We start from the raw sequence: 21,176 nt of genomic DNA, 5'->3' as shown, positions 1-21,176 counted from the left end.
GGGCCAGAAGGAGTCGCCTACGCAGGTTCCCATGCACCCATCCTCTACACTTGACCGGTGTCTAGATTATTTGGAACTGATGGTGTCCGGGGGCTGGCCAACGGCCTGCTGACAGCAGAACTGGCCCTGCAGTTGGCCCAGGCGGCCGCCGTCGTGCTCGGTCACGACCGCAACTCCAACGGCTCCCGGCCCCGCGCCGTGCTGGCTAGAGACCCGCGCGCCAGCGGCGAATTCATCGCCGCCGCCGTGGAAGCCGGACTCTCCAGCTCAGGCATCGACGTCTACGATGCCGGCGTCCTTCCCACCCCCGCGGCCGCCTACCTTGTGGCAGACCTGGACGCCGACTTCGGCGTCATGATCTCCGCCTCCCACAACCCGGCGCCGGACAACGGCATCAAGTTCTTCGCCCGCGGCGGCCAGAAGCTGCCCGACGACGTGGAAAACGCCATCGAGGCCCAGATGAGCAAGGAAGCCGTCCGCCCCATCGGCCCCGACGTCGGCCGGATCCAGCGTTTCTCCGACGCAGAGGACCGCTACATCGTCCACCTGCTCCGCACCCTCCCGCACCGCCTGGACGGCCTCACCGTGGTGCTGGACTGCGCCAACGGTGCCGCCAGCGGCTGCTCGCCCCAGCTCTTCAAGGACGCCGGCGCCGACCTCATCGTCATCGGCGCGGATCCTGACGGCCTGAACATCAACGACGGCGTGGGCTCCACCCACCTGGGCCCCCTCAAGGAAGCCGTTGTAAAGTACGGAGCGGACCTGGGTATCGCGCACGACGGCGACGCTGACCGCTGCCTGGCCGTTGACCACGAGGGCAACGAGGTGGACGGCGACCAGATCATGGCCATCCTCGCCGTAGCGCTCAAAAAGGCCGGCAAGCTCAAGGACGACGTCCTGGTGGCCACCGTCATGAGCAACCTGGGCCTCAAGATCGCCCTCCGCGACGCCGGCATCACCATCCTGGAAACCGCAGTGGGGGACCGCTACGTCCTGGAAGGCATGCGCGACGGCGGCTACAACCTGGGCGGCGAGCAGTCCGGCCACGTGATCTTCTCCGACCACGCCACCACCGGCGACGGCCTCCTCACCGGACTCCAGCTCGCCGCGCAGGTGGCCCTGACCAAGAAGCCGCTCAAAGAGCTCGCCACGGTCATGACCAAGCTTCCGCAGGTCCTCATCAACGTCAAAGGCGTGGACCGCAGCCGCGTAGGCAGCAGCGACGTCCTGGCCCAGGCCGTGGCGGCAGCGGAAGCAGCACTGGGCGACACCGGCCGCGTCCTGCTCCGCCCCTCCGGCACCGAGCCCGTTGTGCGCGTCATGGTGGAGGCCGCTGACGAAGACACCGCGCAGTCCATCGCCGAACACCTCGCCCAGGTGGTCCGGACGGAACTCGCGCTCGAACTGGCCTCGAACTAGCAGCAAACAAAAGTGGCCCGCCTCCTCGAAAGGAGACGGGCCACACGTCTGTGCAGAAGTAACTAGACGCGGTCCTTCAGCGCATCCCGGATCTCGGTCAGGAGCGCAACCTGCGGATCCTCGGCGGCATCCTTCTTCACGTCCTTGTTGATCCCCAGCCGGCGGTTGCGGCGCTCGATCATGATGTTCATCGGCATCACCACCACAATGTAGATCGCCGCGGCAATCAGCAGGAAATTCACTATCGCGGTCAGCAGGACCCCGAACTCGATGGCGTTGCCGTTCAGCTCCACCCTCGCGAAGCTGTCGAAGTTGGGCGCGCCCACCAGGCCTGAGACGAAGGGCATCAGCACCTTGTTCACCAGTGCGGTGACAACCGCGCCAAAGGCAGTACCCATGACAACGGCGACGGCAAGGTCAACCACGTTGCCCTTCATGATGAAATTCTTGAATCCACTAAGCATGCAAACCAACCTAGCGCACCGGCATTACAGGTACGCTGGCGCCGCTTCCAGGCCGAAGTATTCCTCCAGCGTGCCGATGCCCCGGTTCAGCATGTCCGTGGCCGCCTCCACCCCCACATACCGCAGGTGCCACGGCTCGTAGTAGTACCCCGTGATGGGGTGCAGCATCCACGGATACCGCACCACGAACCCGAACCGGTGCCCGTTCGCCTTCACCCACGTGGCCGCGGGCTGCTCGGCGAAACACGGCTGGAAGCTGCAGGCACCGCCGCCGTCCCCGATGTCGAACGCCCACCCGGTCTGGTGCTCCGAATGGCCGGGGCGCGCGCTGGCCGTGTCGGCGTCGGCCTGTCCCCGCGCCGCGACGTACCCGTTGTACGTGGTCACCTGCGTGGTGTAGGAGCGGTAACCGCTGGCCAGGACCACCGCCACGCCGTCCCGCGCGGCCGCCGCGAACATCGCCTCCGCCGCAGCCGCCGTCGTACTGTTCAGCAGCGCCGCCTCACCTGCAGCGGAGATGGCGACGGCGGGACGCACCAGGTCAGCCGGCACATAGTCCGCCGGCTTCAGCGGCCGGTGCTTGTTCACGATGACCCACTGACTTGCCGGATCATCGAGCGAAAACTGCCGCGCAAGTGTTGCCGAGGGCGACGGCGTGGGGGTGGGAGCCTCAGGCGACTGGCCTACCGTGGCGGTTTCCGCCGTCGGGCCGGCTGTTGTGGTGATGGCCGCAGGGGAGGGGGCAGGAGAGGAAGCAACGGACGACGACGGCGCCACGGCCTTGGGTGCCTCGGGCGTGCAGGCAGCCAGGACGGTCAGTCCGGCGCCGGCGGCGAGGAAGCGCGTGAAGCTGCGCCGGCTGGGAGACCCGCATTGGTAGCACACCTGTGCTAAACCTTCCGGAGCAGCATGCGGCGGATGGAGTGGTCCGCATCTTTGGTCAGCACCAGCTGCGCCCGGCCCCGGGTGGGAAGCACGTTCTCCTCCAGGTTGGGCTCGTTGATCCGCTTCCAGATGTCCCGGGCGGTGTTCTCTGCCTCTTCATCGGACAGTGTGGCGTAGCGGTGGAAGTAGGACTCCGGCTGCGCGAACGCGGTGCTGCGAAGCTTGCGGAACCGGTCCACGTACCACTCCTCGATGTAGGAGGTCTTCGCGTCCACGTAGATGGAGAAATCAAAGAAGTCGCTCAGCGCCAGGCCCTGCCGGCCGTCATGGCGGGGACGGGCCGGCGCCAGCACATTCAGGCCCTCAACGATCAGCACGTCCGGGCGGCGGACCACCACTTCCTTGCCGGGCACGATGTCGTACGTGACGTGGGAGTACCAGGGCGCGCGGACTTCCTCGGCCCCGCCTTTGATCTCACTCACGAAGCGCAGCAGCGCCCGCCGGTCGTAGGACTCCGGGAAACCCTTCCGGTCCAGCAGCTGCCGGCGCTTGAGCTCGGCCAGGGGGTAGAGGAACCCGTCGGTGGTGATGAGCTCAACGTTGGGGGTGCCGGGCCAGCGGCGCAGCATCTCCCGCAGCACGCGGGCGATGGTGGACTTGCCCACGGCAACCGAGCCAGCCACGCCGATCACGAACGGGGTGCGCTGCGTCTGCTCACCCAGGAAGGTGGTGGTGGCCGCGTGCAGCTGCCCGGCCGCCTCCACATACAGGTGCAGGAGCCGTGACAGCGGCAGGTAAACATCCCTGACTTCATTGATGTCCAGGGGGTCGCCGAGCCCGCGAAGGCGCAGCACGTCCTCTTCATTAAGGGGCTGTTCCATCTGGGCTGCGAGCCGGGACCAGGTTTGCCGGTCCAGCTCCACGAACGGCGAGGCACCCTCCCCGTTCGCTTCATTGCGTTGCGAAGTCACGCTAAAGATTCTGCCCCGCGCCCGCCCCATCACGAAATGACGGTCCTGCTCAGCGCGGCGACGTGCGTCACGGATGCCCGGGAGGGCGGCCCGCCGGTTTAGAGCAACCGGCACGCTGCCGATAGTCTTGTGCCTATGTGTGGAATCGTGGGTTACGTAGGCCGTTCGGTTGACGGTGCAATTAATGGTCACAGTGCGTTGGATGTTGTCCTTGAGGGACTGCGGCGCCTGGAGTACCGCGGTTATGACTCTGCCGGTGTGGCGGTGGTGTCCCAGGGGAGCATTGAGTCGCGGAAGAAGTCCGGGAAGCTGAGCAACCTGATTGGTGAGCTGGAGGCCCACCCGTTGCCGGAGGCGGTGACCGGGATCGGTCACACGCGTTGGGCGACCCATGGCGGCCCGACGGACCGCAACGCGCACCCGCACCTGGCTGATGGCGGCAAGCTCGCCGTGATCCACAACGGCATCATCGAAAACTTCGCCGAGCTCAAGCTCGAGCTGCTGGGCAAGGGTGTGACGTTCCTGTCCGAGACGGACACCGAGGTCGCTGCCGCGCTGCTGGCTGACATCCTGCGGAACCAGCTGGGCGGGGACACCGCGAACGGTGGCCTGACCCGGGCCATGGAACTGGCGTGCCAGCGCCTTGAAGGAGCGTTCACGCTGCTGGCGGTCCACGCGGACCAGCCCGACGTCGTCGTGGCCGCGCGCCGTAACTCACCGCTGGTGGTGGGCCTGGGCGAGGGGGAGAACTTCCTGGGCTCGGACGTGTCCGGGTTCATTGACTACACCCGCCGAGCGGTGGAGCTGGGCCAGGACCAGATCGTGACCATCACTGCTGACAGTGTTGAGATCACCGATTTCTACGGCAACCCGGCCCAGGGCAAGGAATACCACGTGGACTGGGACCCGGCGTCGGCGGAAAAGGGCGGCTTCTCCTCGTTCATGGAGAAGGAAATCAATGACCAGCCCGACGCCGTGGCGCAGACCCTGCTGGGCCGGTCGGACCTGGACGGCAAGCTGACCCTGGATGAGCTGCGGATCGATCCGGAGCTTTTGAAGCAGGTCAACAAGATCATCGTGCTGGCCTGCGGCACCGCCGCCTATGCGGGCATGGTGGCCAAGTACGCCATCGAGAACTGGTGCCGGATCCCCACCGAGGTGGAGCTCGCGCACGAGTTCCGTTACCGGGACCCGATCCTGGACGAGAAGACCCTGGTGGTCTGCATCAGCCAGTCCGGGGAGACCATGGACACCCTGATGGCCGTCCGGTACGCCCGGGAACAGGGCGCGAAGACCATCTCGATCTGCAACACCAACGGCTCCACCATCCCGCGCGAATCCGACGCCGTGCTCTACACGCACGCGGGCCCGGAGATCGCGGTGGCCTCCACCAAGGCGTTCCTGGCCCAGATCACCGCCGCGTACCTGCTGGGCCTGTACCTGGCGCAGCTGCGCGGGAACATCTTCTCCGGCCAGATCAAGGACGTCCTCGCGGACCTGAACAAGATCCCCGCGAAGATCCAGAAGATCCTGGACAACGCCGGCCCGCTGCGCGAACTGGCCCGGTCCATGGCGAACGAGAAGTCCGTGCTGTTCCTGGGCCGGCACGTGGGCTACCCCGTGGCTCTGGAAGGCGCGCTGAAGCTCAAGGAAATCGCGTACATCCACGCCGAAGGGTTCGCCGCCGGTGAGCTCAAGCACGGCCCCATCGCCCTGATCGATGAAGGCCAGCCGGTGTTCGTGGTGGTCCCGTCCCCGCGCGGGCGTGACTCGCTGCACGCCAAGGTGGTCTCCAACATCCAGGAAGTCCGCGCCCGCGGTGCCCGGACCCTGGTCATCGCCGAGGAAGGCGACGAAGCCGTCAAGGCCTACGCCGAGTACGTCTTCTACGTCCCCGAGACCCCCACCCTGCTCATGCCGCTGCTGACCACCGTCCCGCTGCAGATCTTCGCCGCGGAACTCGCCGCAGCGAAGGGCTACGACGTGGACCAGCCCCGCAACCTCGCCAAGAGCGTCACCGTCGAATAGCCGGTTCGTTCCAGGAGATCGGAAGCCCCAGGCCCCTACGGCCTGGGGCTTCCTCGTTAACACTGCCGTGCCAAAAACCCCACGTTTGCGCTGATGGCGGACAAGGCCAATATCCTTCCCGAACCGTGGCGCAGACCGCCTCCCGGCCGGGAGCGCCACCGTAGAATGACACGCATGATTGTTGGCATTGGGGTAGACGTAGTAGACATCGAACGGTTCGGCCGGCAGCTGGAACGGACACCGGGCCTGAGGGATCGCCTGTTCGTGCCTGCCGAGCGGGAACTGAACACCCGGTCCCTGGCCGCCCGGTTCGCCGCAAAGGAAGCGGTGGCCAAGGTCCTCGGTGCGCCCGCCGGCATGAACTGGCAGGACTGCTGGATCGGCCTCGACCACAACGGGCCCACCGTCCAGGTGAAGGGGACCGTCCTTGCGGTTGCCGAGGCCAAGGGCGTCAAGCGCTGGCACCTGTCCATCAGCCACGACGGCGGCATCGCCACCGCCACGGTCGTGGCCGAGGGCTGACCCGGCCGCCCCCGCATGATCAGCGCCTACACCGGAACACAAGTCCGGGCCGCCGAGGAACCCCTCCTGGCCGCCGGGCTGGGGGACGTGCTCATGCAGCGCGCCGCGCACGGGCTGGCCACCGCCGTCGTCAATGAACTGAAGTCCCGCCGCGGCCGCTTGAACGGTGCGCGGGTTGCGGTGCTGGCCGGCAAGGGCAACAACGGCGGCGACGGCCTGTTCGCCGGCGCCTTCCTGGCCGCCCGTGGAATGCGTACGACGGCGGTGCTCACCGGGGATGCCGCTCATCCGGCCGGCTTGGCCGCATTTGAGCGCGCCGGCGGCCGGGTGCAGCGGCTAACCGAAGCGGCACTGCCGGGACTGGCGGCGGAAGCCGCCCGGGCCGACGTCGTGATCGATGCCGTGCTGGGAACCGGCGCCAAGGGCGGGCTGCGGGGGAGCGCCGCGGATTTGATCCAGGCTCTCGCTGACGCACACCGTGACGGCTTCGTGGTGGCCTGCGACCTACCCAGCGGCGTCGACGCGGACACCGGTGAGGCCACCGCCCCGGTCCTGCCGGCAGACCTGACCGTGACGTTTGGCGGCGCGAAAGCCGGCCTGCTGGCCGACCCCGGTGCCGACCATGCCGGCCGCGTGCTGGTGGTGCAGATCGGGATCGAGGAGCACTTGCCGCGGCCGTCCCTTCGCCGACTGGAGGACGCCGACGTGGCCCGCCTCCTGCCGCACCCGGCCCGGCGTGCCCAGAAGTACTCCCGCGGCGTGCTGGGCGTCGTGGCCGGCTCCGAGGACTACCCCGGCGCCGCGGTCCTTGCCTGCCGGGGCGCGCTGGCTGCGGGAGTGGGCATGGTGCGGTACCTGGGGCCGCCCGCGGTGGCTGACCTGGTCCGCCAGTCCTGCCCGGAAGTTGTCTGCAGCACGGGAACCGTGGCGGAAAACCGCGTGCAAGCCTGGCTGGTGGGCTCAGGCATGGGACCGCACGACCACGAACAGCTGACCCGCGCACGGGACGCGATTGCGTCGGACCTTCCCGTAGTGGCCGACGCCGGCGCGCTGCCCGCACTGCCTGCCATGCTCGCTCCGCACGTGGTGCTGACGCCGCACGCCGGGGAGCTCGCGTCGCTGTTCAAGCGCCTGGGCCGCGGGGAGGACCGGGAGGCAGTAGAAGCCGGCACGCTGGCTGCTGTCCGCCATGCGGCCGAGCGCACCGGGGCCACCGTCCTCCTTAAGGGCGCCACCACGCTCGTGGCTGCACCCTGGGGCACCACCTTCAGCCAGGCGGACGGCACGCCGTGGCTCGCCACCGCCGGCAGCGGGGACGTCCTGGCCGGCGTCATCGGTGCGCTGGTCGCCCAGGCAGGGCCCGACGTCGGCCGCTTCAGTGCGGCGGGCATCGAAGGGGACGTGCGGTGGGCTGCCATCGCCGCGCTGGGGGCCGCCCTGCACGGCCACGCCGGGAGGGCGGCGTCGGAAGCCGTATCCGGCGGGCCGATCACGGCGGGCCGCGTTGCGGACGCCCTACCCGAAATTTGGGGTAAAGTCAGCATGCTTAGTAACTATGGAGCCTGGAAACGTAATAGTCACAGCCAACCACTACGGTAGGCATTAGTTCGCACCAGCAGTAGGGGCGTTCCAATGCCGTCTGCTGCTGACAAAATAATGAGGAGCACGATGGAAGTCTGGCCTGGAACTGCCTACCCGCTGGGAGCTACCTTTGACGGCACCGGCACCAATTTCGCCCTGTTCAGCGAACGGGCCGAGCGGGTCGAACTCTGCCTCCTGTCCGACGATCTGACCGAAACCCGGATCGAGCTGACCGAAGTGGACGGCTATGTGTGGCACTGCTACCTGCCCCACATCCAGCCCGGCCAGAAGTACGGCTACCGGGTGCACGGGCCGTACGATCCAGCGAGCGGCAACCGCTTCAACCCGAACAAGCTGCTGATGGACCCCTACGCCAAGGCCATCCAGGGCCAGATCGACTGGGATCCCGCACTGTTCTCCTACGAATTCGGCGACCCCGACTCCCAAAACGATGCCGACTCGGCACCGCACACCATGCATGGCGTGGTCATCAACCCGTTCTTCGAATGGGACGGCGACCGCCAGCTGAAGATCCCGTACCACGAATCGGTTATTTACGAAGCCCACGTCAAGGGCCTCACGCAGCTGCACCCGGAAATCCCCGAAGAGCAGCGCGGCACCTACGCCGGCGTGGCGCACCCTGCGGTTATCGAGCACCTGAAGAAACTCGGCGCCACCGCCATCGAGCTTATGCCCGTCCACCAGTTCGTCAACGACGGCACCCTGGAAGAGAAGGGCCTTAACAACTACTGGGGCTACAACACCATTGGCTTCTTCGCTCCGCAGAACACCTACAGCGCCACCGGCGACGTGGGGCACCAGGTCCAGGAATTCAAGGCCATGGTCCGCGACCTGCACCGCGCCGGTATCGAAGTGATCCTCGACGTCGTGTACAACCACACGGCCGAAGGCAACCACCTGGGCCCCACGCTGTCCTTCAAGGGCATCGACAACCAGGCCTACTACCGCCTGGTGGACAACGACCTCAAGCACTACATGGATTACACGGGCACCGGAAACTCGCTCAACGTGCGCCACCCGCACTCCCTGCAGCTGCTGATGGATTCCCTGCGCTACTGGGTCACCGAGATGCACGTGGACGGCTTCCGGTTCGACCTCGCCTCCACCCTGGCCCGTGAGTTCTACGACGTGGACAAGCTCTCCACCTTCTTCGAACTCATCCAGCAGGACCCCGTAGTCTCCCAGGTCAAGCTGATCGCGGAGCCGTGGGACGTGGGTCCCGGCGGCTACCAGGTGGGGAACTTCCCGCCACAGTGGACGGAGTGGAACGGCAAGTACCGCGACACAGTCCGCGACTTCTGGCGCGGCGAGCCCGCCACGCTGGGCGAGTTCGCCTCCCGGCTGACCGGCTCCGCCGACCTCTACGAAAGCTCGGCCCGCCGCCCGGTGGCCTCGATCAACTTCGTCACCGCCCACGACGGCTTCACCATGCGGGACCTGGTGTCCTACAACGAGAAACACAACGAGGCCAACGGTGAAGGCAACAACGACGGCGAATCGCACAACCGCTCCTGGAACTGCGGCGTTGAAGGCGATACGGACGACGATAAGGTGCTGACCCTGCGCGCCCGCCAGCAGCGGAACTTCATCGCCACGCTGCTGCTCTCCCAAGGCGTGCCCATGCTGCTGCACGGCGACGAGCTGGGCCGCACCCAGCAAGGCAACAACAACACCTACTGCCAGGACTCCGAGCTCAGCTGGATCCACTGGGAAGCCATGGACCAGCCGCTGATCGAGTTCACTGCTTTCGTCAACAAACTCAGGCACGACCACCCGACGTTCCGCCGCAGCCGCTTCTTCGACGGCCGGCCGGTACGCCGCGGCGAAGGCGAAAAGCTGCCGGACATCGTGTGGCTGAAGACCGACGGCACCGAAATGCTGCCGGAGGACTGGGGGAGCGGCTTCGGCCGGACCATTGGTGTGTTCTATAACGGCGACGGCATCCAGGAACAGGATTCACGCGGCCGCCGCATCACCGACGACAGCTTCATCATGGCGTTCAATGCGCACGATGGCGCCGTGGACTTCTGCCTGCCTTCCGACGAATACTCCCAGTACTGGGAGGTCCTGATCGACACCGCCGCGCAGGCCGACGCCTACGAACCGCTCAAGGCTGGTGCAACACTGACGCTGGACGCCAAGTCCATGGTGGTTATGCGTGCCTACTCCGGTCCCGAGGCTGAAGTGGACACGTCCGCCGCGGCTTCCCTCGCGTCCATGGCCGAGCATGAGGAAGCCCAGGAGGAGATGGTGGAGGCCCAGACCAAGGCCGCGGAAGCAAGCGAGGCAAGGGCAACAGGCGCCGACGAGGAAGCCAAGGCATGAGGACTCCGGTCTCCACTTACCGCCTGCAGATCCGCAGCAGCTTCACCCTGTTCGACGCCGCCGAGAAGGTCCCGTACCTGAAAAACCTCGGCGTGGACTGGGTGTACCTGTCACCCATCCTCACCGCGGAGAAGGGCTCGGACCACGGCTACGACGTGACCGACCCCTCCACTGTGGACCCGGACCGCGGAGGCCCCGAAGGTTTGCTGGCCCTCTCCAAGGCAGCCCGCGAGCACGGCATGGGCGTCCTGGTGGACATCGTGCCCAACCACGTGGGCGTGGCATCCCCGCCGCAGAACCCCTGGTGGTGGTCCCTTCTCAAGGAAGGGCGCGAATCGCCGTACGCTGAGGCGTTCGACGTCGACTGGGACCTGGGCGGCGGAAAGGTCCGGCTGCCGATGCTCGGCTCGGACGCCGACCTGGACAAGCTCGAGATCAAGGACGGCGAACTCCGCTACTACGACCACCGGTTCCCGCTGGCCGAGGGAACGTACAGCGAGGGCGACTCCCCGCAGGACGTCCACAGCCGCCAGCACTACCAGCTGATGGACTGGCGCCGTGCCGATGCCGAGCTGAACTACCGGCGCTTCTTCGCGGTCACCACCCTGGCCGGTATCCGGGTGGAGGAGCCGTCCGTCTTCGAAAAGGCCCATGCCGAGGTGGGCCGCTGGTTCACCGAGGGCCTGGTGGACGGGCTCCGCGTTGACCACCCGGACGGGCTGGCTGATCCTGCCGGCTACCTCCGCTGGCTCAAGGACCTCAGCGGCGGCGCGTACGTCCTGGTGGAGAAGATCCTTGAACCGGGCGAGGTGCTGCCCCAGGAGTTCGCCTGCGAAGGCACCACCGGGTACGACGCCCTGGCGGACGTGGACCGGGTCTTCGTTGACCCTGCCGGGCAGCAGGCGCTGGACGCGCTGGACGCTTCACTGCGGGGAACTTCCGAACCCGCCGATTACGCCGCGATGATCCGCGGCACCAAGCGCATGATCGCCGACGGCATCCTGCGCTCGGAAGTCCTGCGGCTGGCCCGGCTGGTCCCCGAGTCCCACGGCGTCACCGTGGACCAGGCGGCTGATGCCATCGCGGAAATCATCGCGTCCTTCCCGGTGTACCGGTCCTACCTGCCGGTAGGCGCCGACGTCCTCAAGGAGGCATGCGAGTCTGCCGCGGCGCACCGGCCGGACCTGGAAGTGGCGGTGGGAACCCTCCTTACGCTGCTGCTGGACCCCGCCAATCCCATTGCCATCCGGTTCCAGCAGACCTCCGGCATGGTCATGGCCAAGGGCGTGGAGGACACTGCGTTCTACCGCTACACCCGGCTGGGCACCCTGACTGAGGTGGGCGCCGAACCCACTGAGTTCGCGGTGGCGCCGGAGGAATTCCACCGGCGAATGCAGCGGCGCCAGCAGGACCTGCCGCTGTCCATGACCACCCTGTCCACCCACGACACCAAGCGCAGCGAGGACGCCCGGGCCCGGATCTCGGTCATCGCCGAGCTGCCGCAGGAGTGGGCGGAAACACTGGAGACGCTCCGGAGCCTGGCGCCGATTCCGGACGGTCCGTACGAGAACCTGCTGTGGCAGGCTATCGTCGGGGCCTGGCCGGCAAGCCGGGAACGGCTGCAGGGCTATGCGGAAAAGGCGGCCCGGGAGGCCGGCAACTCCACCACGTGGACCGATCCCAACGAGGACTTCGAGGCCAAGGTGAAGGCTGCCGTCGACGCAGTCTTCGACAACACCAAGGTGGCACAGGTGGTCGAGGACTTCGTGGCCCGCATCGACGCCTACTCCGCCGTCAACTCGGTTTCCGCCAAGCTGGTCCAGCTGACCATGCCCGGCGTGCCGGACGTGTACCAGGGCAGCGAATTCTGGGAACGGTCGCTCACGGACCCGGACAACCGCCGGCCCGTGGACTTTGCTGCACGGCAGGCAGAGCTGGCAAAGCTCGACGCCGGCACCTTGCCGGAAGCGGGCACAGAGGCCAGCAAGCTGCTGGTCACCTCGCGGGCCCTGCGCCTGCGCCGCGACCGTCCGGAACTGTTCCAGGGCTACACCCCGGTGGCAGCCACCGGCGCGGCTGCAGGGCACCTGCTCGCGTTCACCCGCGGAACCGATGCCTCCTTCGGCGCCCTCACGCTTGCCACCCGGCTCCCCGCCGGACTGGAAGCCGGCGGCGGGTGGCGGGACACCGCCGTCGACCTTTCCACTGCCATGCGCGACGAACTTACCGGCGCCGGCTACGGGCCGGGCCGGGTTTCGGTGGCAGAGGTCCTGGGTACCTACCCCGTGGCCCTGCTGGTACCCGTGGATGGAGAAAAGGCATGACCCTGGTCAACGTTGGCCCCGAGCGCTTCGATGTGTGGGCCCCGGACGTTTCCTCGGTGGTTCTGTTGGCCGACGGCCGGCAGTACCCCATGCAGAAGAAGGACACGGCACCGGGATCCGAGGGGTGGTGGACTGCACCTGACGCCCCTGCGGAGGGCGACGTGGACTATGGCTACCTGCTGGACGGGGACACCACCCCCGTCCCGGACCCCCGGTCCCTGCGGTTGCCCTCCGGGGTCCACGAACTGTCCCGGACCTACGATCCCGCCGCGTACGGGTGGCAGGATGCCGGCTGGCGCGGCAAGGACCTGCAGGGTGCCGTCATCTACGAACTCCACGTAGGCACCTTCACGCCCGAAGGAACCCTGGACGCTGCCGTGGAGAAGCTGGGCTACCTGGCGGACCTGGGCATCGACTTCGTGGAGCTCCTGCCGGTCAACGGCTTCAACGGCACCCACAACTGGGGTTACGACGGCGTCCAGTGGTACGCCGTGCATGAAGGCTATGGCGGGCCGGAGGCGTACCAGCGCTTCGTTGACGCCGCCCACGCGGCAGGGCTGGGCGTCATCCAGGACGTGGTCTACAACCACCTGGGACCCAGCGGAAACTACCTGCCCAAATTCGGGCCTTACCTGAAGCAGGGCGACGCCAACACCTGGGGCGACTCCGTGAACCTGGACGGGCACGGCTCGGACGTGGTGCGCGAATACATCCTGGACAACGCCGCACTCTGGCTGCGCGACTACCACGCGGACGGGCTCCGCCTCGACGCCGTGCATGCGCTGAAGGACGAACGCGCGGTGCACATCCTGGAGGAGCTGGGGGCTTTGGGCGACGCCGTATCGGCCGAGACCGGGCTGCCCAAGACGCTCATCGCGGAATCGGACCTCAACAATCCGCGCCTGGTCTATCCCCGGGATACCAATGGGTACGGCCTGGCTGGGCAGTGGAGCGATGATTTCCACCACGCAGTGCACGTCAGCGTCAGCGGCGAGACCACAGGCTACTACTCGGACTTCGAATCCCTGGCCGTGCTGGCCAAGGTGCTGAAGGACGGGTTCCTCCACGACGGCAGCTACTCCAGCTTCCGCGGCCGGCACCACGGACGCCCCATCAACGCCTCGCTGGTCCACCCGGCGGCGCTGGTGGTCTGCAACCAGAACCACGACCAGATCGGCAACCGGGCCACGGGGGACAGGCTCTCGCAGTCCCTGTCCTACGGGCAGCTCGCCGTGGCCGCCGTTCTCACGCTGACCTCCCCGTTCACGCCCATGCTGTTCATGGGTGAGGAATACGGGGCCTCCACACCGTGGCAGTTCTTCACCTCGCACCCCGAACCGGAGCTCGGGAAGGCCACCGCGGAAGGGCGCATCAAGGAGTTCGAGCGCATGGGGTGGGATCCCGCCGTCGTGCCTGACCCGCAGGACCCGGAAACCTTCCGCCGGTCCAAGCTGGACTGGGCCGAGGCCGCCACGGGCGACCACGCACGGCTCCTGGAGCTGTACCGGTCGCTGACGGCGCTGCGCCGTTCACATCCGGACCTCGCGGGGCTTGGCTTCGGTGAGACGGAGGTTTCGTTCGACGACGACGCCGGGTGGCTGCGCTTCCGGCGCGGATCCATCGAGGTGCTGCTGAATTTCTCCGACTCCAAGCTCCGGCTGGACGGTGCCTTCGGCAGCGTCCTGCTGGCCACGGATGAAGGGACCGGGCTGGACGGCGCGGCCCTGGCCCTGGCGCCGTGGAGCGCCGCAATCATCACTACCCAGACGGAAAGCTGATAGTTATGACCTACACTGCAGCGGAAAACCGCTACGAATCCATGCCCTACCGCCGGGTGGGCCGCAGCGGGCTCAAGCTCCCGGCCATCTCCCTGGGCCTGTGGCACAACTTCGGCGACGACAAGCGCTTCGAGGAACAGCGGGACATCCTCCGCCGTGCCTTCGACCTTGGCGTCAACCACTTCGACCTCGCCAACAACTACGGTCCGCCGGACGGATCCGCGGAAACGAACTTCGGCCGGCACCTGCGGGACGACTTCAAGCCGTACCGGGACGAACTGGTCATTTCTACCAAGGCCGGCTACTACATGTGGCCCGGCCCGTACGGGGAATGGGGTTCCCGCAAGTACCTGATCTCCAGCCTGGACCAGTCCCTCCAGCGCATGGGCCTGGACTACGTGGACATCTTCTACAGCCACCGGCCGGATCCCGAAACGCCCATGGAAGAGACCATGGGCGCCCTGGACTACGCCGTCCGTTCCGGCAAGGCGCTGTACGCGGGCATTTCCTCCTACACGCCCGAACAGACCCTCGAGGCTGCCCGCATCCTCAAGGAACTCGGTACGCCGCTGCTGATCCACCAGCCCAGCTACTCCATGCTCAACCGCTGGACCGAGGACGGCTCGCCGAATCTGTACGAGGTGCTGGACCAGGTGGGGGCCGGATCCATCGCCTTCTCGCCCCTGGCGCAGGGGATGCTCACGGACCGCTACCTCCACGGCATCCCCGAGGACTCGCGGGCAGCCAAGGCACGTTTCCTCTCCGAGGACTCCATCACGGAAGAGAAGCTGGACCGGGTCCGCGGGCTGCGGAAGATCGCCGAGGGCCGCGGACAGTCCCTGGCCCAGATGGCCATCGCCTGGATCCTGCGCGACCAGCCAAAGGGTTCGCCCGTCACGTCGGCGCTGGTGGGCGCCTCAAGTGTCCGGCAGTTGGAGGACACGCTGTCCGCCATCAACAACCTCAGCTTCTCCGCTGAGGAGCTGACCGCCATTGACGAATTCGCAGTGGAATCGGACATCAACCTCTGGAAGCAAAACGCCTGACCGAGGTTTTCTTTACAGAGCGGGACCGGGCGCAACCGCGTCCGGTCCCGCTCTGTTGGGTAGTATGAAAAGGCGCCGCGTGGCGCCAAGCCAGCCGGCCGCCGTCGTCCATTCCTCGGAGGCAAACCAGGCCGGCTGACGTTTGTCCCCAAAGGAGTTCTGTGTCTTCACATCCCATCCGTGTTGCAATCGTTGGCGTGGGCAACTGCGCCGCCTCGCTGGTGCAGGGCGTCCACTACTACAAGGATGCCGATCCGGCAGAAACCATTCCGGGCCTGATGCACGTTGAGTTTGGCCAGTACCACGTGGGTGACGTTGAGTTCGTCGCCGCGTTTGATGTGGACGGCAAGAAGGTCGGTGTTGACCTTTCCGACGCCATCCTGGCCAGCGAGAACAACACCATCAAGATCGCCGACGTCCCGCCCACCGGCGTCACCGTCCAGCGCGGCCACACCCTCGACGGCCTGGGCAAGTACTACCTCGAGACCATCGAGCAGTCCACCGAAGAGCCCGTGGACGTGGTCCAGGCCCTGAAGGACGCCAAGGCTGACGTCCTGGTCTGCTACCTGCCCGTGGGCTCCCAGCAGGCTGCCGAATTCTACGCCCAGGCAGCCATCGACGCAGGCGTCGCATTCGTCAACGCCCTGCCCGTGTTCATTGCCGGCACCAAGGAATGGGCGGACAAGTTCACCGCCGCGGGTGTTCCGATCGTGGGCGATGACATCAAGAGCCAGATCGGTGCCACCATCACCCACCGCGTGATGGCCAAGCTGTTCGAGGACCGTGGCGTGACCCTGGACCGGACCTACCAGCTGAACGTTGGCGGGAACATGGACTTCAAGAACATGCTCGAGCGTGACCGGCTGGAGTCCAAGAAGATCTCCAAGACCCAGGCCGTGACCTCGAACGTGGAGGCCGAGCTGGCTGCCAAGGACGTCCACATCGGTCCGTCCGACTACGTGCAGTGGCTCGATGACCGCAAGTGGGCGTTCGTCCGCCTCGAGGGCCGCAACTTCGGCGACGCCCCGGTGTCCCTGGAGTACAAGCTGGAGGTCTGGGATTCGCCGAACTCCGCCGGTGTGATCATCGACGCGATCCGCGCGGCGAAGATCGGCCTTGACCGCGGCATCGGGGGCCCGCTGCTGTCCGCGTCCAGCTACTTCATGAAGTCCCCGCCGGAGCAGTTCAACGACGACCTCGCCCGCGAGAAGGTCGAGGCCTTCATCCGCGGCGACCTGGAGCGCTAACCCCGGTCTTCTGTCGTTCCGGGCGCTCCCTCACCCTCCGGGGTGGGGGAGCGTTCCCCATTAACACGCCCCATCACTTCCTGCTGCTTTCCGGCGACGCGCCATCACCTCGTGCAGGCTTTCCGGCGACGCGCCATCACCTCGTGCAGGCTTTCCGGCGACGCGCCATCACCTCATGCGCATCTCCGGAGAGCCTTCCCGCCACCACGTCAGCAGTCACTGACAAAACCGGCTGTATAGGGATGATCCTTCCTAGTCGTACGCAGGTGTCGCTTGATTTGTCCCGTAGCCCGTTCAAAGCCGTCCTTGGCGTCATCTTTGGTGAACACAAGAACTGTCCAACCCGCTGACTCAAAGGCCTTGTTCCGCCTCCGGTCGCTAAACTGCTGAGCCTCGAGAAGGTGATGCCCGCCGTCGTACTGGATTGCGAGACGCCGGTGACGGTAGCCGAGATCGGCGGTAGGGGAGGCAGGGTCACCCGGACGAAGTGCGACTTGCAAATCAGGCTCAGGTAAATTCGCGTCCATCATGGCCAGTCGCAGCATGGACTCCGGTGCCGAATCAGCTCCAACTCGCATTAGTTCCAAGGCATCCCTGGCGCGGACGATGCCCTGAAGGTTGGGATGTCGTCCAACCAAGATGCGCAGCCCGTCAAGTGAGTCGAAAGGCTCTGATCGGCCTTCAAACTCTGCCCGGGGGATGCGAATGATCTGGTCGCCGAGGCAGACTAATTCTGCTAGTGACAGTCGGCGAGCCAAATCGAGCCACGTTCTGGAACGAGTGCTGATTCGTATGCCGTCAAAAGCCTCTATCTCGTCGTCGCTTGCGATGACGTTATGAGCCACCACTCCCTTTCGCCGCACCTGGGGTAATTGCTTAGGTTTGCTCAAATGCAGTTCAGTCGAGTCCGACAGCCAGTTCGGCAGCAGCTGACAATGCAGACGTGCCGCGGTGACGTGTGAAATCCAAGCTCCCGGTGAAACTTCCGACAGAGCCCGCGCCGCCGCTTTCAGCTCAAAGCTCCAAACAGCTGGGCGGTACAAACCTCTGCTCACGTGGGCTACGTCGTGCCCTCGCAATCTGACGGCAGGCACACCTGACGCCAACGCGGAGGCGAATGTAAACGGGGAATTTGCCAGATTCGAGGGCAGTCCAGCGCGACTATGCATGCTGGCATTCTGTCTTAGGGAGCTCTGCCGCTGCAGGAGTTATCCACAGGCCAGTCCTGGAAGCTTCTGAAGCTGATGGGGCATTGGTGGTTGTGGGGCGGGAGGTGATGGGGCATTGGTGGTTGTGGGGCGGGAGGTGATGGGGCGTTGGTGGGAGGGACGCGGGAGGTGATGGGGCGTTGGTGGGAGGGACGCGGGAGGTGATGGGGCGTTGGTGGGAGGGACGCGGGAGGTGATGGGGCGTTGGTGGGAGGGACGCGGGGTGTGATGGGGCGTTGGTGGTTGTGGGGCGGGAGGTGATGTGGCGTTGGTGGAGGGTCAGGTGAGGCCTACCGGATTGCCGTCCGCGTCCACGTCCATGCGCAGGGCTGCCGGGACGGCGGGGAGGCCGGGCATAGTCATGACCGCGCCGGTCAGCGCCACGATGAAGCCCGCACCGGTCTTGGGCAGCAGGTCCCTGACATGGATGGTGAAGCCCTTGGGGGCGCCCAGACGGGAGGCATCGTCGGTGAACGAATACTGCGTCTTGGCCATGCACACGGGCAGCGAACTCCAGCCATTCCGCTCAATGTCGGCAAGCCGCTTCAATGCCGGGACGGAGAAGTCAACGCCGTCGGCACCGTAGATCTCCTGGGCGATGGTACGGATCTTGTCCTCCACAGACAGCTCCAGGGGATACAGGTGCCGGAAGTGGCTGGGAGTCTCCACAGCCTGTGCAACCAAAGCGGCGAGTTCGTCACCGCCGTCGCCCCCGCCGCCCCGGCCCCACACGTCGGCGACGGCGGCGTGCACGCCCTCGGCGGCGCACCACGCCAGCAGCCACTCGAGTTCCTCCGGGGCGTCGGATGAGAACTTGTTGATGGCCACCACCGGTGTGACCCCGAACTTCTCCACATTGTGCACGTGCCGGCGCAGGTTAACCACCCCGGCCTCCAGGGCAGCTACATCCGGCTGGGACAGCTTGTCCTTGGCAACCCCGCCCTGCATCTTCAGGGCCCGCACGGTGGCCACCACCACCACGGCGGACGGTGCCAGGCCGCCGTACCGGGCCTTGATGTCCATGAACTTCTCGGCCCCCAGGTCAGCCCCGAAACCGGCTTCCGTCACCACAATGTCCGCCAGCCGCCGGGCGGTCTGGGTGGCAATGAGCGAATTGCAGCCGTGGGCGATGTTGGCGAAGGGACCGCCGTGGACCAGGGCAGGGGTGCCGGCGATGGTCTGCACCAGGTTGGGCTTGACCGCCTCCTTCAGCAGCAGCGTCAAAGCACCCTCGACGCCGAGGTCCGCCACTGTCACGGGTGCCCGGTCATACGTGTAGCCGAACGTGATGCGCCCCAGCCGGGTGCGGAGGTCCGCGAGATCCGTGGCGAGGCAGAAAACCGCCATGATCTCGGAGGCCACGGTGATGTCGAACCCGTCCTGCCGCGGCACCCCCTGCGTCGGGCCGCCCAGGCCGATGACAACTTCCCGCAGGGCCCGGTCGTTCATGTCCAGGACGCGCTTGAATGTCATCCTTCGTGGATCGATGTTCAGCGCGTTTCCCTGGTAGATGTGGTTGTCCACCAGCGCCATCAGTGCATTGTTGGCGGAGGTGATCGCATGGAAGTCGCCGGTGAAGTGCAGGTTGATCTCATCCATGGGCAGCACCTGCGAATAACCGCCGCCGGTGGCGCCGCCCTTCATTCCCAGCACCGGGCCCAGGGACGGCTCGCGCAGCGCGATCATCACCTTGTGGCCGGCGCGGGCCAGCGAATCCGCCAGCCCCACAGTGGTGGTGGATTTGCCCTCACCGGCCGGGGTGGGCGACATCGCCGAGACCAGCACCACTTTGCCGTGCGGGTCCGGCGCTGCGAGCCTGGCCGGATCGATCTTCGCCTTGTACCGCCCGTACTGCTCCAGGGCGTCGGCATTGACCCCCGCTGCGGCCGCGATCTCCCCGATGGGCCGGATCCGGGCAGCGCGGGCTATCTCAAGATCAGAAGGGAGAGCAGACATCCTTGTCCTTTCCTGCACCGGCAGGCGCCGGAGACCTGCCCCTAAGCTAACAGCACCTAGGCCACCGGCGAAGGAACGGCCGGAAGGAAAGATCAGGAAGCAGGCACCACCGGGGCCAGGCGGCGGCCCACAAAGTTGTCGACGGCGGCGTGGTAGCTTTCCAGCGTGATGGCGGCAGTGCGCTGCCAGCCGGAGTTCTGTGCCCGGATGGCGGCGGCGCGGCCCAGGTCCTCGCGGGTGGCGGGGTCGTCGTACAGGGCTTCCAGGGCATCGGCCCAGTCGGCTGCGTGGTGGCCGTCCACCAGCAGGCCGGTCCGGCCGTGGAAGATCGCGCGGGAAAGCCCGCCCACCCGGGTGGCCACCACCGGTGTGCCGCAGGCCTGCGCCTCCAACGCCACCAGCCCGAAGGACTCGCTGAAGGAAGGCATCACCACAACATCCGCCGCGCGGAACCAGGAGGCAAGCTCAGGTGCCTTCACGGGCGGAAGCTGCGTGACGACGTCGTCCATTCCTGCCTCCTCAATCAGGCAGCGCAGGTTGAATTCCTTGTTGCCGCTCAAGGCGCCCAGGATGGTGACGCGCAGATCGATGTCCGGGCGGCGTTTCCGCAGCAGCGCCGCCGCCTTGACCAGGACCTGCGGGCCTTTCAGCCTTTGGATGCGGCCGGCGAACACCAGGTGGAACGTGTCCGGGCTGACGCCATGCCCGGCCCTGGACCGTGCCCGGAACGCGGGCGTGAACGCGGCGAGGTCCACGCCGGGCGGAGCGATGTCGATCCGGTCGTAGGTGGCGCCGTAGTGGGACACGAGTTCGGCAGCCTCGGAGCTGGTGTTGGCGATGAGCCGGGACGCGCCCTCAACGATGCGGTGCTCGCCCAGCTCGCGGCGCCGGGGCTCCGGCTGTTCACCGGACTCCAGCAGCAGGTTCTTGACCTTGGCCATGGTGTGCATGGTGTGCACCAGCGGCACGCCCCACAGCTCGGACAGCTCCAGCCCGGCGATCCCGGACACCCAATAGTGCGAATGGATGACGTCGTACCGGCCGTGCGGCTGGCGGCGGCGGATCTGCTCGATTTCCGCGACCATGGCGTGCAGCAGGCCCGGAAGCTCCTCTTTGGGGATCTTTTTGGGCGGTCCGGCAAGGACGTTGTGCACGCACACGCCGGGATCGGGATGCTCGACGGCGGGCTGGTCGGCCGCGGTGGCTCGCGTGAAGATCTCCACCTCCACGCCCGCCTCCGCCAGCGCCGAGGCCAGCTCGCGGATGTAGACGTTCATTCCGCCCGCATCACCGGAGCCCGGCTGTTCCATGGGGGAGGTGTGGAGGGAGAGCAAAGCAACCCTGCGGATCAGTGCCACGGGTCCTCCTTCCGGCCGCCGGCGCGTGTCAGGGGAGCCGGTT

The 21,176-nt window shown here is 66.6% G+C and carries 15 protein-coding genes; 9 read left to right on the top strand and 6 right to left on the bottom strand.

Annotated elements, in window-relative coordinates:
- The first annotated feature begins 57 nt into the window (after window positions 1–57).
- Window positions 58–1,419, top strand: a complete 1,362-nt coding sequence (glmM, locus tag ACTAQI_RS10030) for a phosphoglucosamine mutase (RefSeq protein ID WP_457950844.1) — start codon at window positions 58–60, stop codon at window positions 1,417–1,419.
- Window positions 1,420–1,481: 62 nt separating this feature from the next.
- Here the strand turns inward: glmM and mscL are convergent, their stop codons facing one another.
- The 3 genes from mscL to coaA are packed head-to-tail and all read right to left on the bottom strand — an operon-like array spanning window position 1,482 to window position 3,769.
- Window positions 1,482–1,883 carry a large conductance mechanosensitive channel protein MscL gene (gene mscL, locus ACTAQI_RS10025; RefSeq protein WP_457950843.1) on the bottom strand — a complete coding sequence of 134 codons (402 nt, stop codon included), beginning with the start codon at window positions 1,881–1,883 and terminating at the stop codon, window positions 1,482–1,484.
- 24 nt (window positions 1,884–1,907) lie between these two features.
- Window positions 1,908–2,768, bottom strand: coding sequence for a M15 family metallopeptidase (locus tag ACTAQI_RS10020; protein ID WP_457950842.1), 861 nt, complete (start codon window positions 2,766–2,768; stop codon window positions 1,908–1,910).
- A gap of 5 nt (window positions 2,769–2,773) precedes the next feature.
- Complete coding sequence (coaA, locus tag ACTAQI_RS10015; RefSeq protein ID WP_457951036.1) at window positions 2,774–3,769, bottom strand: type I pantothenate kinase; 996 nt, start codon at window positions 3,767–3,769, stop codon at window positions 2,774–2,776.
- Window positions 3,770–3,874: 105 nt separating this feature from the next.
- Between coaA and glmS the strand changes: the two genes are divergently transcribed.
- The 8 genes from glmS to ACTAQI_RS09975 all read left to right on the top strand — a co-directional run bounded on the left by glmS (window position 3,875) and on the right by ACTAQI_RS09975 (window position 16,611).
- Window positions 3,875–5,767, top strand: coding sequence for a glutamine--fructose-6-phosphate transaminase (isomerizing) (gene glmS / locus ACTAQI_RS10010; RefSeq protein WP_457946035.1), 1,893 nt, complete (start codon window positions 3,875–3,877; stop codon window positions 5,765–5,767).
- A gap of 174 nt (window positions 5,768–5,941) precedes the next feature.
- Window positions 5,942–6,289, top strand: coding sequence for a holo-ACP synthase (locus ACTAQI_RS10005; RefSeq protein WP_091721869.1), 348 nt, complete (start codon window positions 5,942–5,944; stop codon window positions 6,287–6,289).
- A gap of 15 nt (window positions 6,290–6,304) precedes the next feature.
- A complete protein-coding gene (locus ACTAQI_RS10000) occupies window positions 6,305–7,888 on the top strand; it encodes an NAD(P)H-hydrate epimerase (protein ID WP_457950841.1) in 1,584 nt (527 codons plus the stop codon).
- A gap of 69 nt (window positions 7,889–7,957) precedes the next feature.
- The gene (gene glgX / locus ACTAQI_RS09995; RefSeq protein WP_457950840.1) at window positions 7,958–10,216 is read left to right on the top strand and encodes a glycogen debranching protein GlgX; all 2,259 of its coding nucleotides are present in this window, start codon (window positions 7,958–7,960) and stop codon (window positions 10,214–10,216) included.
- Window positions 10,213–12,540 carry a malto-oligosyltrehalose synthase gene (gene treY, locus ACTAQI_RS09990; RefSeq protein ID WP_457950839.1) on the top strand — a complete coding sequence of 776 codons (2,328 nt, stop codon included), beginning with the start codon at window positions 10,213–10,215 and terminating at the stop codon, window positions 12,538–12,540. The genes glgX and treY overlap by 4 nt, the downstream gene beginning before the upstream one ends.
- A complete protein-coding gene (gene treZ, locus ACTAQI_RS09985) occupies window positions 12,537–14,318 on the top strand; it encodes a malto-oligosyltrehalose trehalohydrolase (RefSeq protein WP_457950838.1) in 1,782 nt (593 codons plus the stop codon). Before treY ends, treZ begins: the two co-directional genes overlap by 4 nt.
- A 5-nt stretch (window positions 14,319–14,323) precedes the next feature.
- Window positions 14,324–15,364: an L-glyceraldehyde 3-phosphate reductase gene (mgrA, locus tag ACTAQI_RS09980; protein WP_457950837.1), complete on the top strand. Its 1,041-nt coding sequence runs from the start codon at window positions 14,324–14,326 to the stop codon at window positions 15,362–15,364.
- 161 nt (window positions 15,365–15,525) lie between these two features.
- Entirely contained in the window at window positions 15,526–16,611 is a 1,086-nt protein-coding gene (locus tag ACTAQI_RS09975) for an inositol-3-phosphate synthase (RefSeq protein WP_141159814.1), read from the top strand.
- A 209-nt stretch (window positions 16,612–16,820) separates the two neighbouring features.
- Here the strand turns inward: ACTAQI_RS09975 and ACTAQI_RS09970 are convergent, their stop codons facing one another.
- From ACTAQI_RS09970 to mshA, 3 genes are all read right to left on the bottom strand, one after another.
- Complete coding sequence (locus tag ACTAQI_RS09970) at window positions 16,821–17,780, bottom strand: DUF559 domain-containing protein (protein WP_457950836.1); 960 nt, start codon at window positions 17,778–17,780, stop codon at window positions 16,821–16,823.
- Between the two features lie 318 nt (window positions 17,781–18,098).
- A complete protein-coding gene (locus tag ACTAQI_RS09965; protein ID WP_457950835.1) occupies window positions 18,099–19,775 on the bottom strand; it encodes a formate--tetrahydrofolate ligase in 1,677 nt (558 codons plus the stop codon).
- A 92-nt stretch (window positions 19,776–19,867) separates the two neighbouring features.
- Window positions 19,868–21,133, bottom strand: a complete 1,266-nt coding sequence (gene mshA / locus ACTAQI_RS09960) for a D-inositol-3-phosphate glycosyltransferase (RefSeq protein WP_457950834.1) — start codon at window positions 21,131–21,133, stop codon at window positions 19,868–19,870.
- Window positions 21,134–21,176: the final 43 nt, after the last annotated feature.

It is taken from the genome of Pseudarthrobacter sp. alpha12b, from assembly GCF_054130495.1.
This window is presented reverse-complemented; position numbering and strand designations above follow the sequence as displayed.

Excerpts from the sequence above, each read along its gene's own strand:
- mscL (WP_457950843.1), bottom strand. The coding sequence starts at position 1,883 with ATGCTTAGTGGATTCAAGAATTTCATCATGAAGGGCAACGTGGTTGAC.
- coaA (WP_457951036.1), bottom strand. The coding sequence starts at position 3,769 with ATGGGGCGGGCGCGGGGCAGAATCTTTAGCGTGACTTCGCAACGCAAT.
- glmS (WP_457946035.1), top strand. The coding sequence starts at position 3,875 with ATGTGTGGAATCGTGGGTTACGTAGGCCGTTCGGTTGACGGTGCAATT.
- ACTAQI_RS10005 (WP_091721869.1), top strand. The coding sequence starts at position 5,942 with ATGATTGTTGGCATTGGGGTAGACGTAGTAGACATCGAACGGTTCGGC.
- ACTAQI_RS10000 (WP_457950841.1), top strand. The coding sequence starts at position 6,305 with ATGATCAGCGCCTACACCGGAACACAAGTCCGGGCCGCCGAGGAACCC.
- glgX (WP_457950840.1), top strand. The coding sequence starts at position 7,958 with ATGGAAGTCTGGCCTGGAACTGCCTACCCGCTGGGAGCTACCTTTGAC.
- treY (WP_457950839.1), top strand. The coding sequence starts at position 10,213 with ATGAGGACTCCGGTCTCCACTTACCGCCTGCAGATCCGCAGCAGCTTC.
- treZ (WP_457950838.1), top strand. The coding sequence starts at position 12,537 with ATGACCCTGGTCAACGTTGGCCCCGAGCGCTTCGATGTGTGGGCCCCG.
- mgrA (WP_457950837.1), top strand. The coding sequence starts at position 14,324 with ATGACCTACACTGCAGCGGAAAACCGCTACGAATCCATGCCCTACCGC.
- ACTAQI_RS09970 (WP_457950836.1), bottom strand. The coding sequence starts at position 17,780 with ATGCATAGTCGCGCTGGACTGCCCTCGAATCTGGCAAATTCCCCGTTT.
- ACTAQI_RS09965 (WP_457950835.1), bottom strand. The coding sequence starts at position 19,775 with ATGTCTGCTCTCCCTTCTGATCTTGAGATAGCCCGCGCTGCCCGGATC.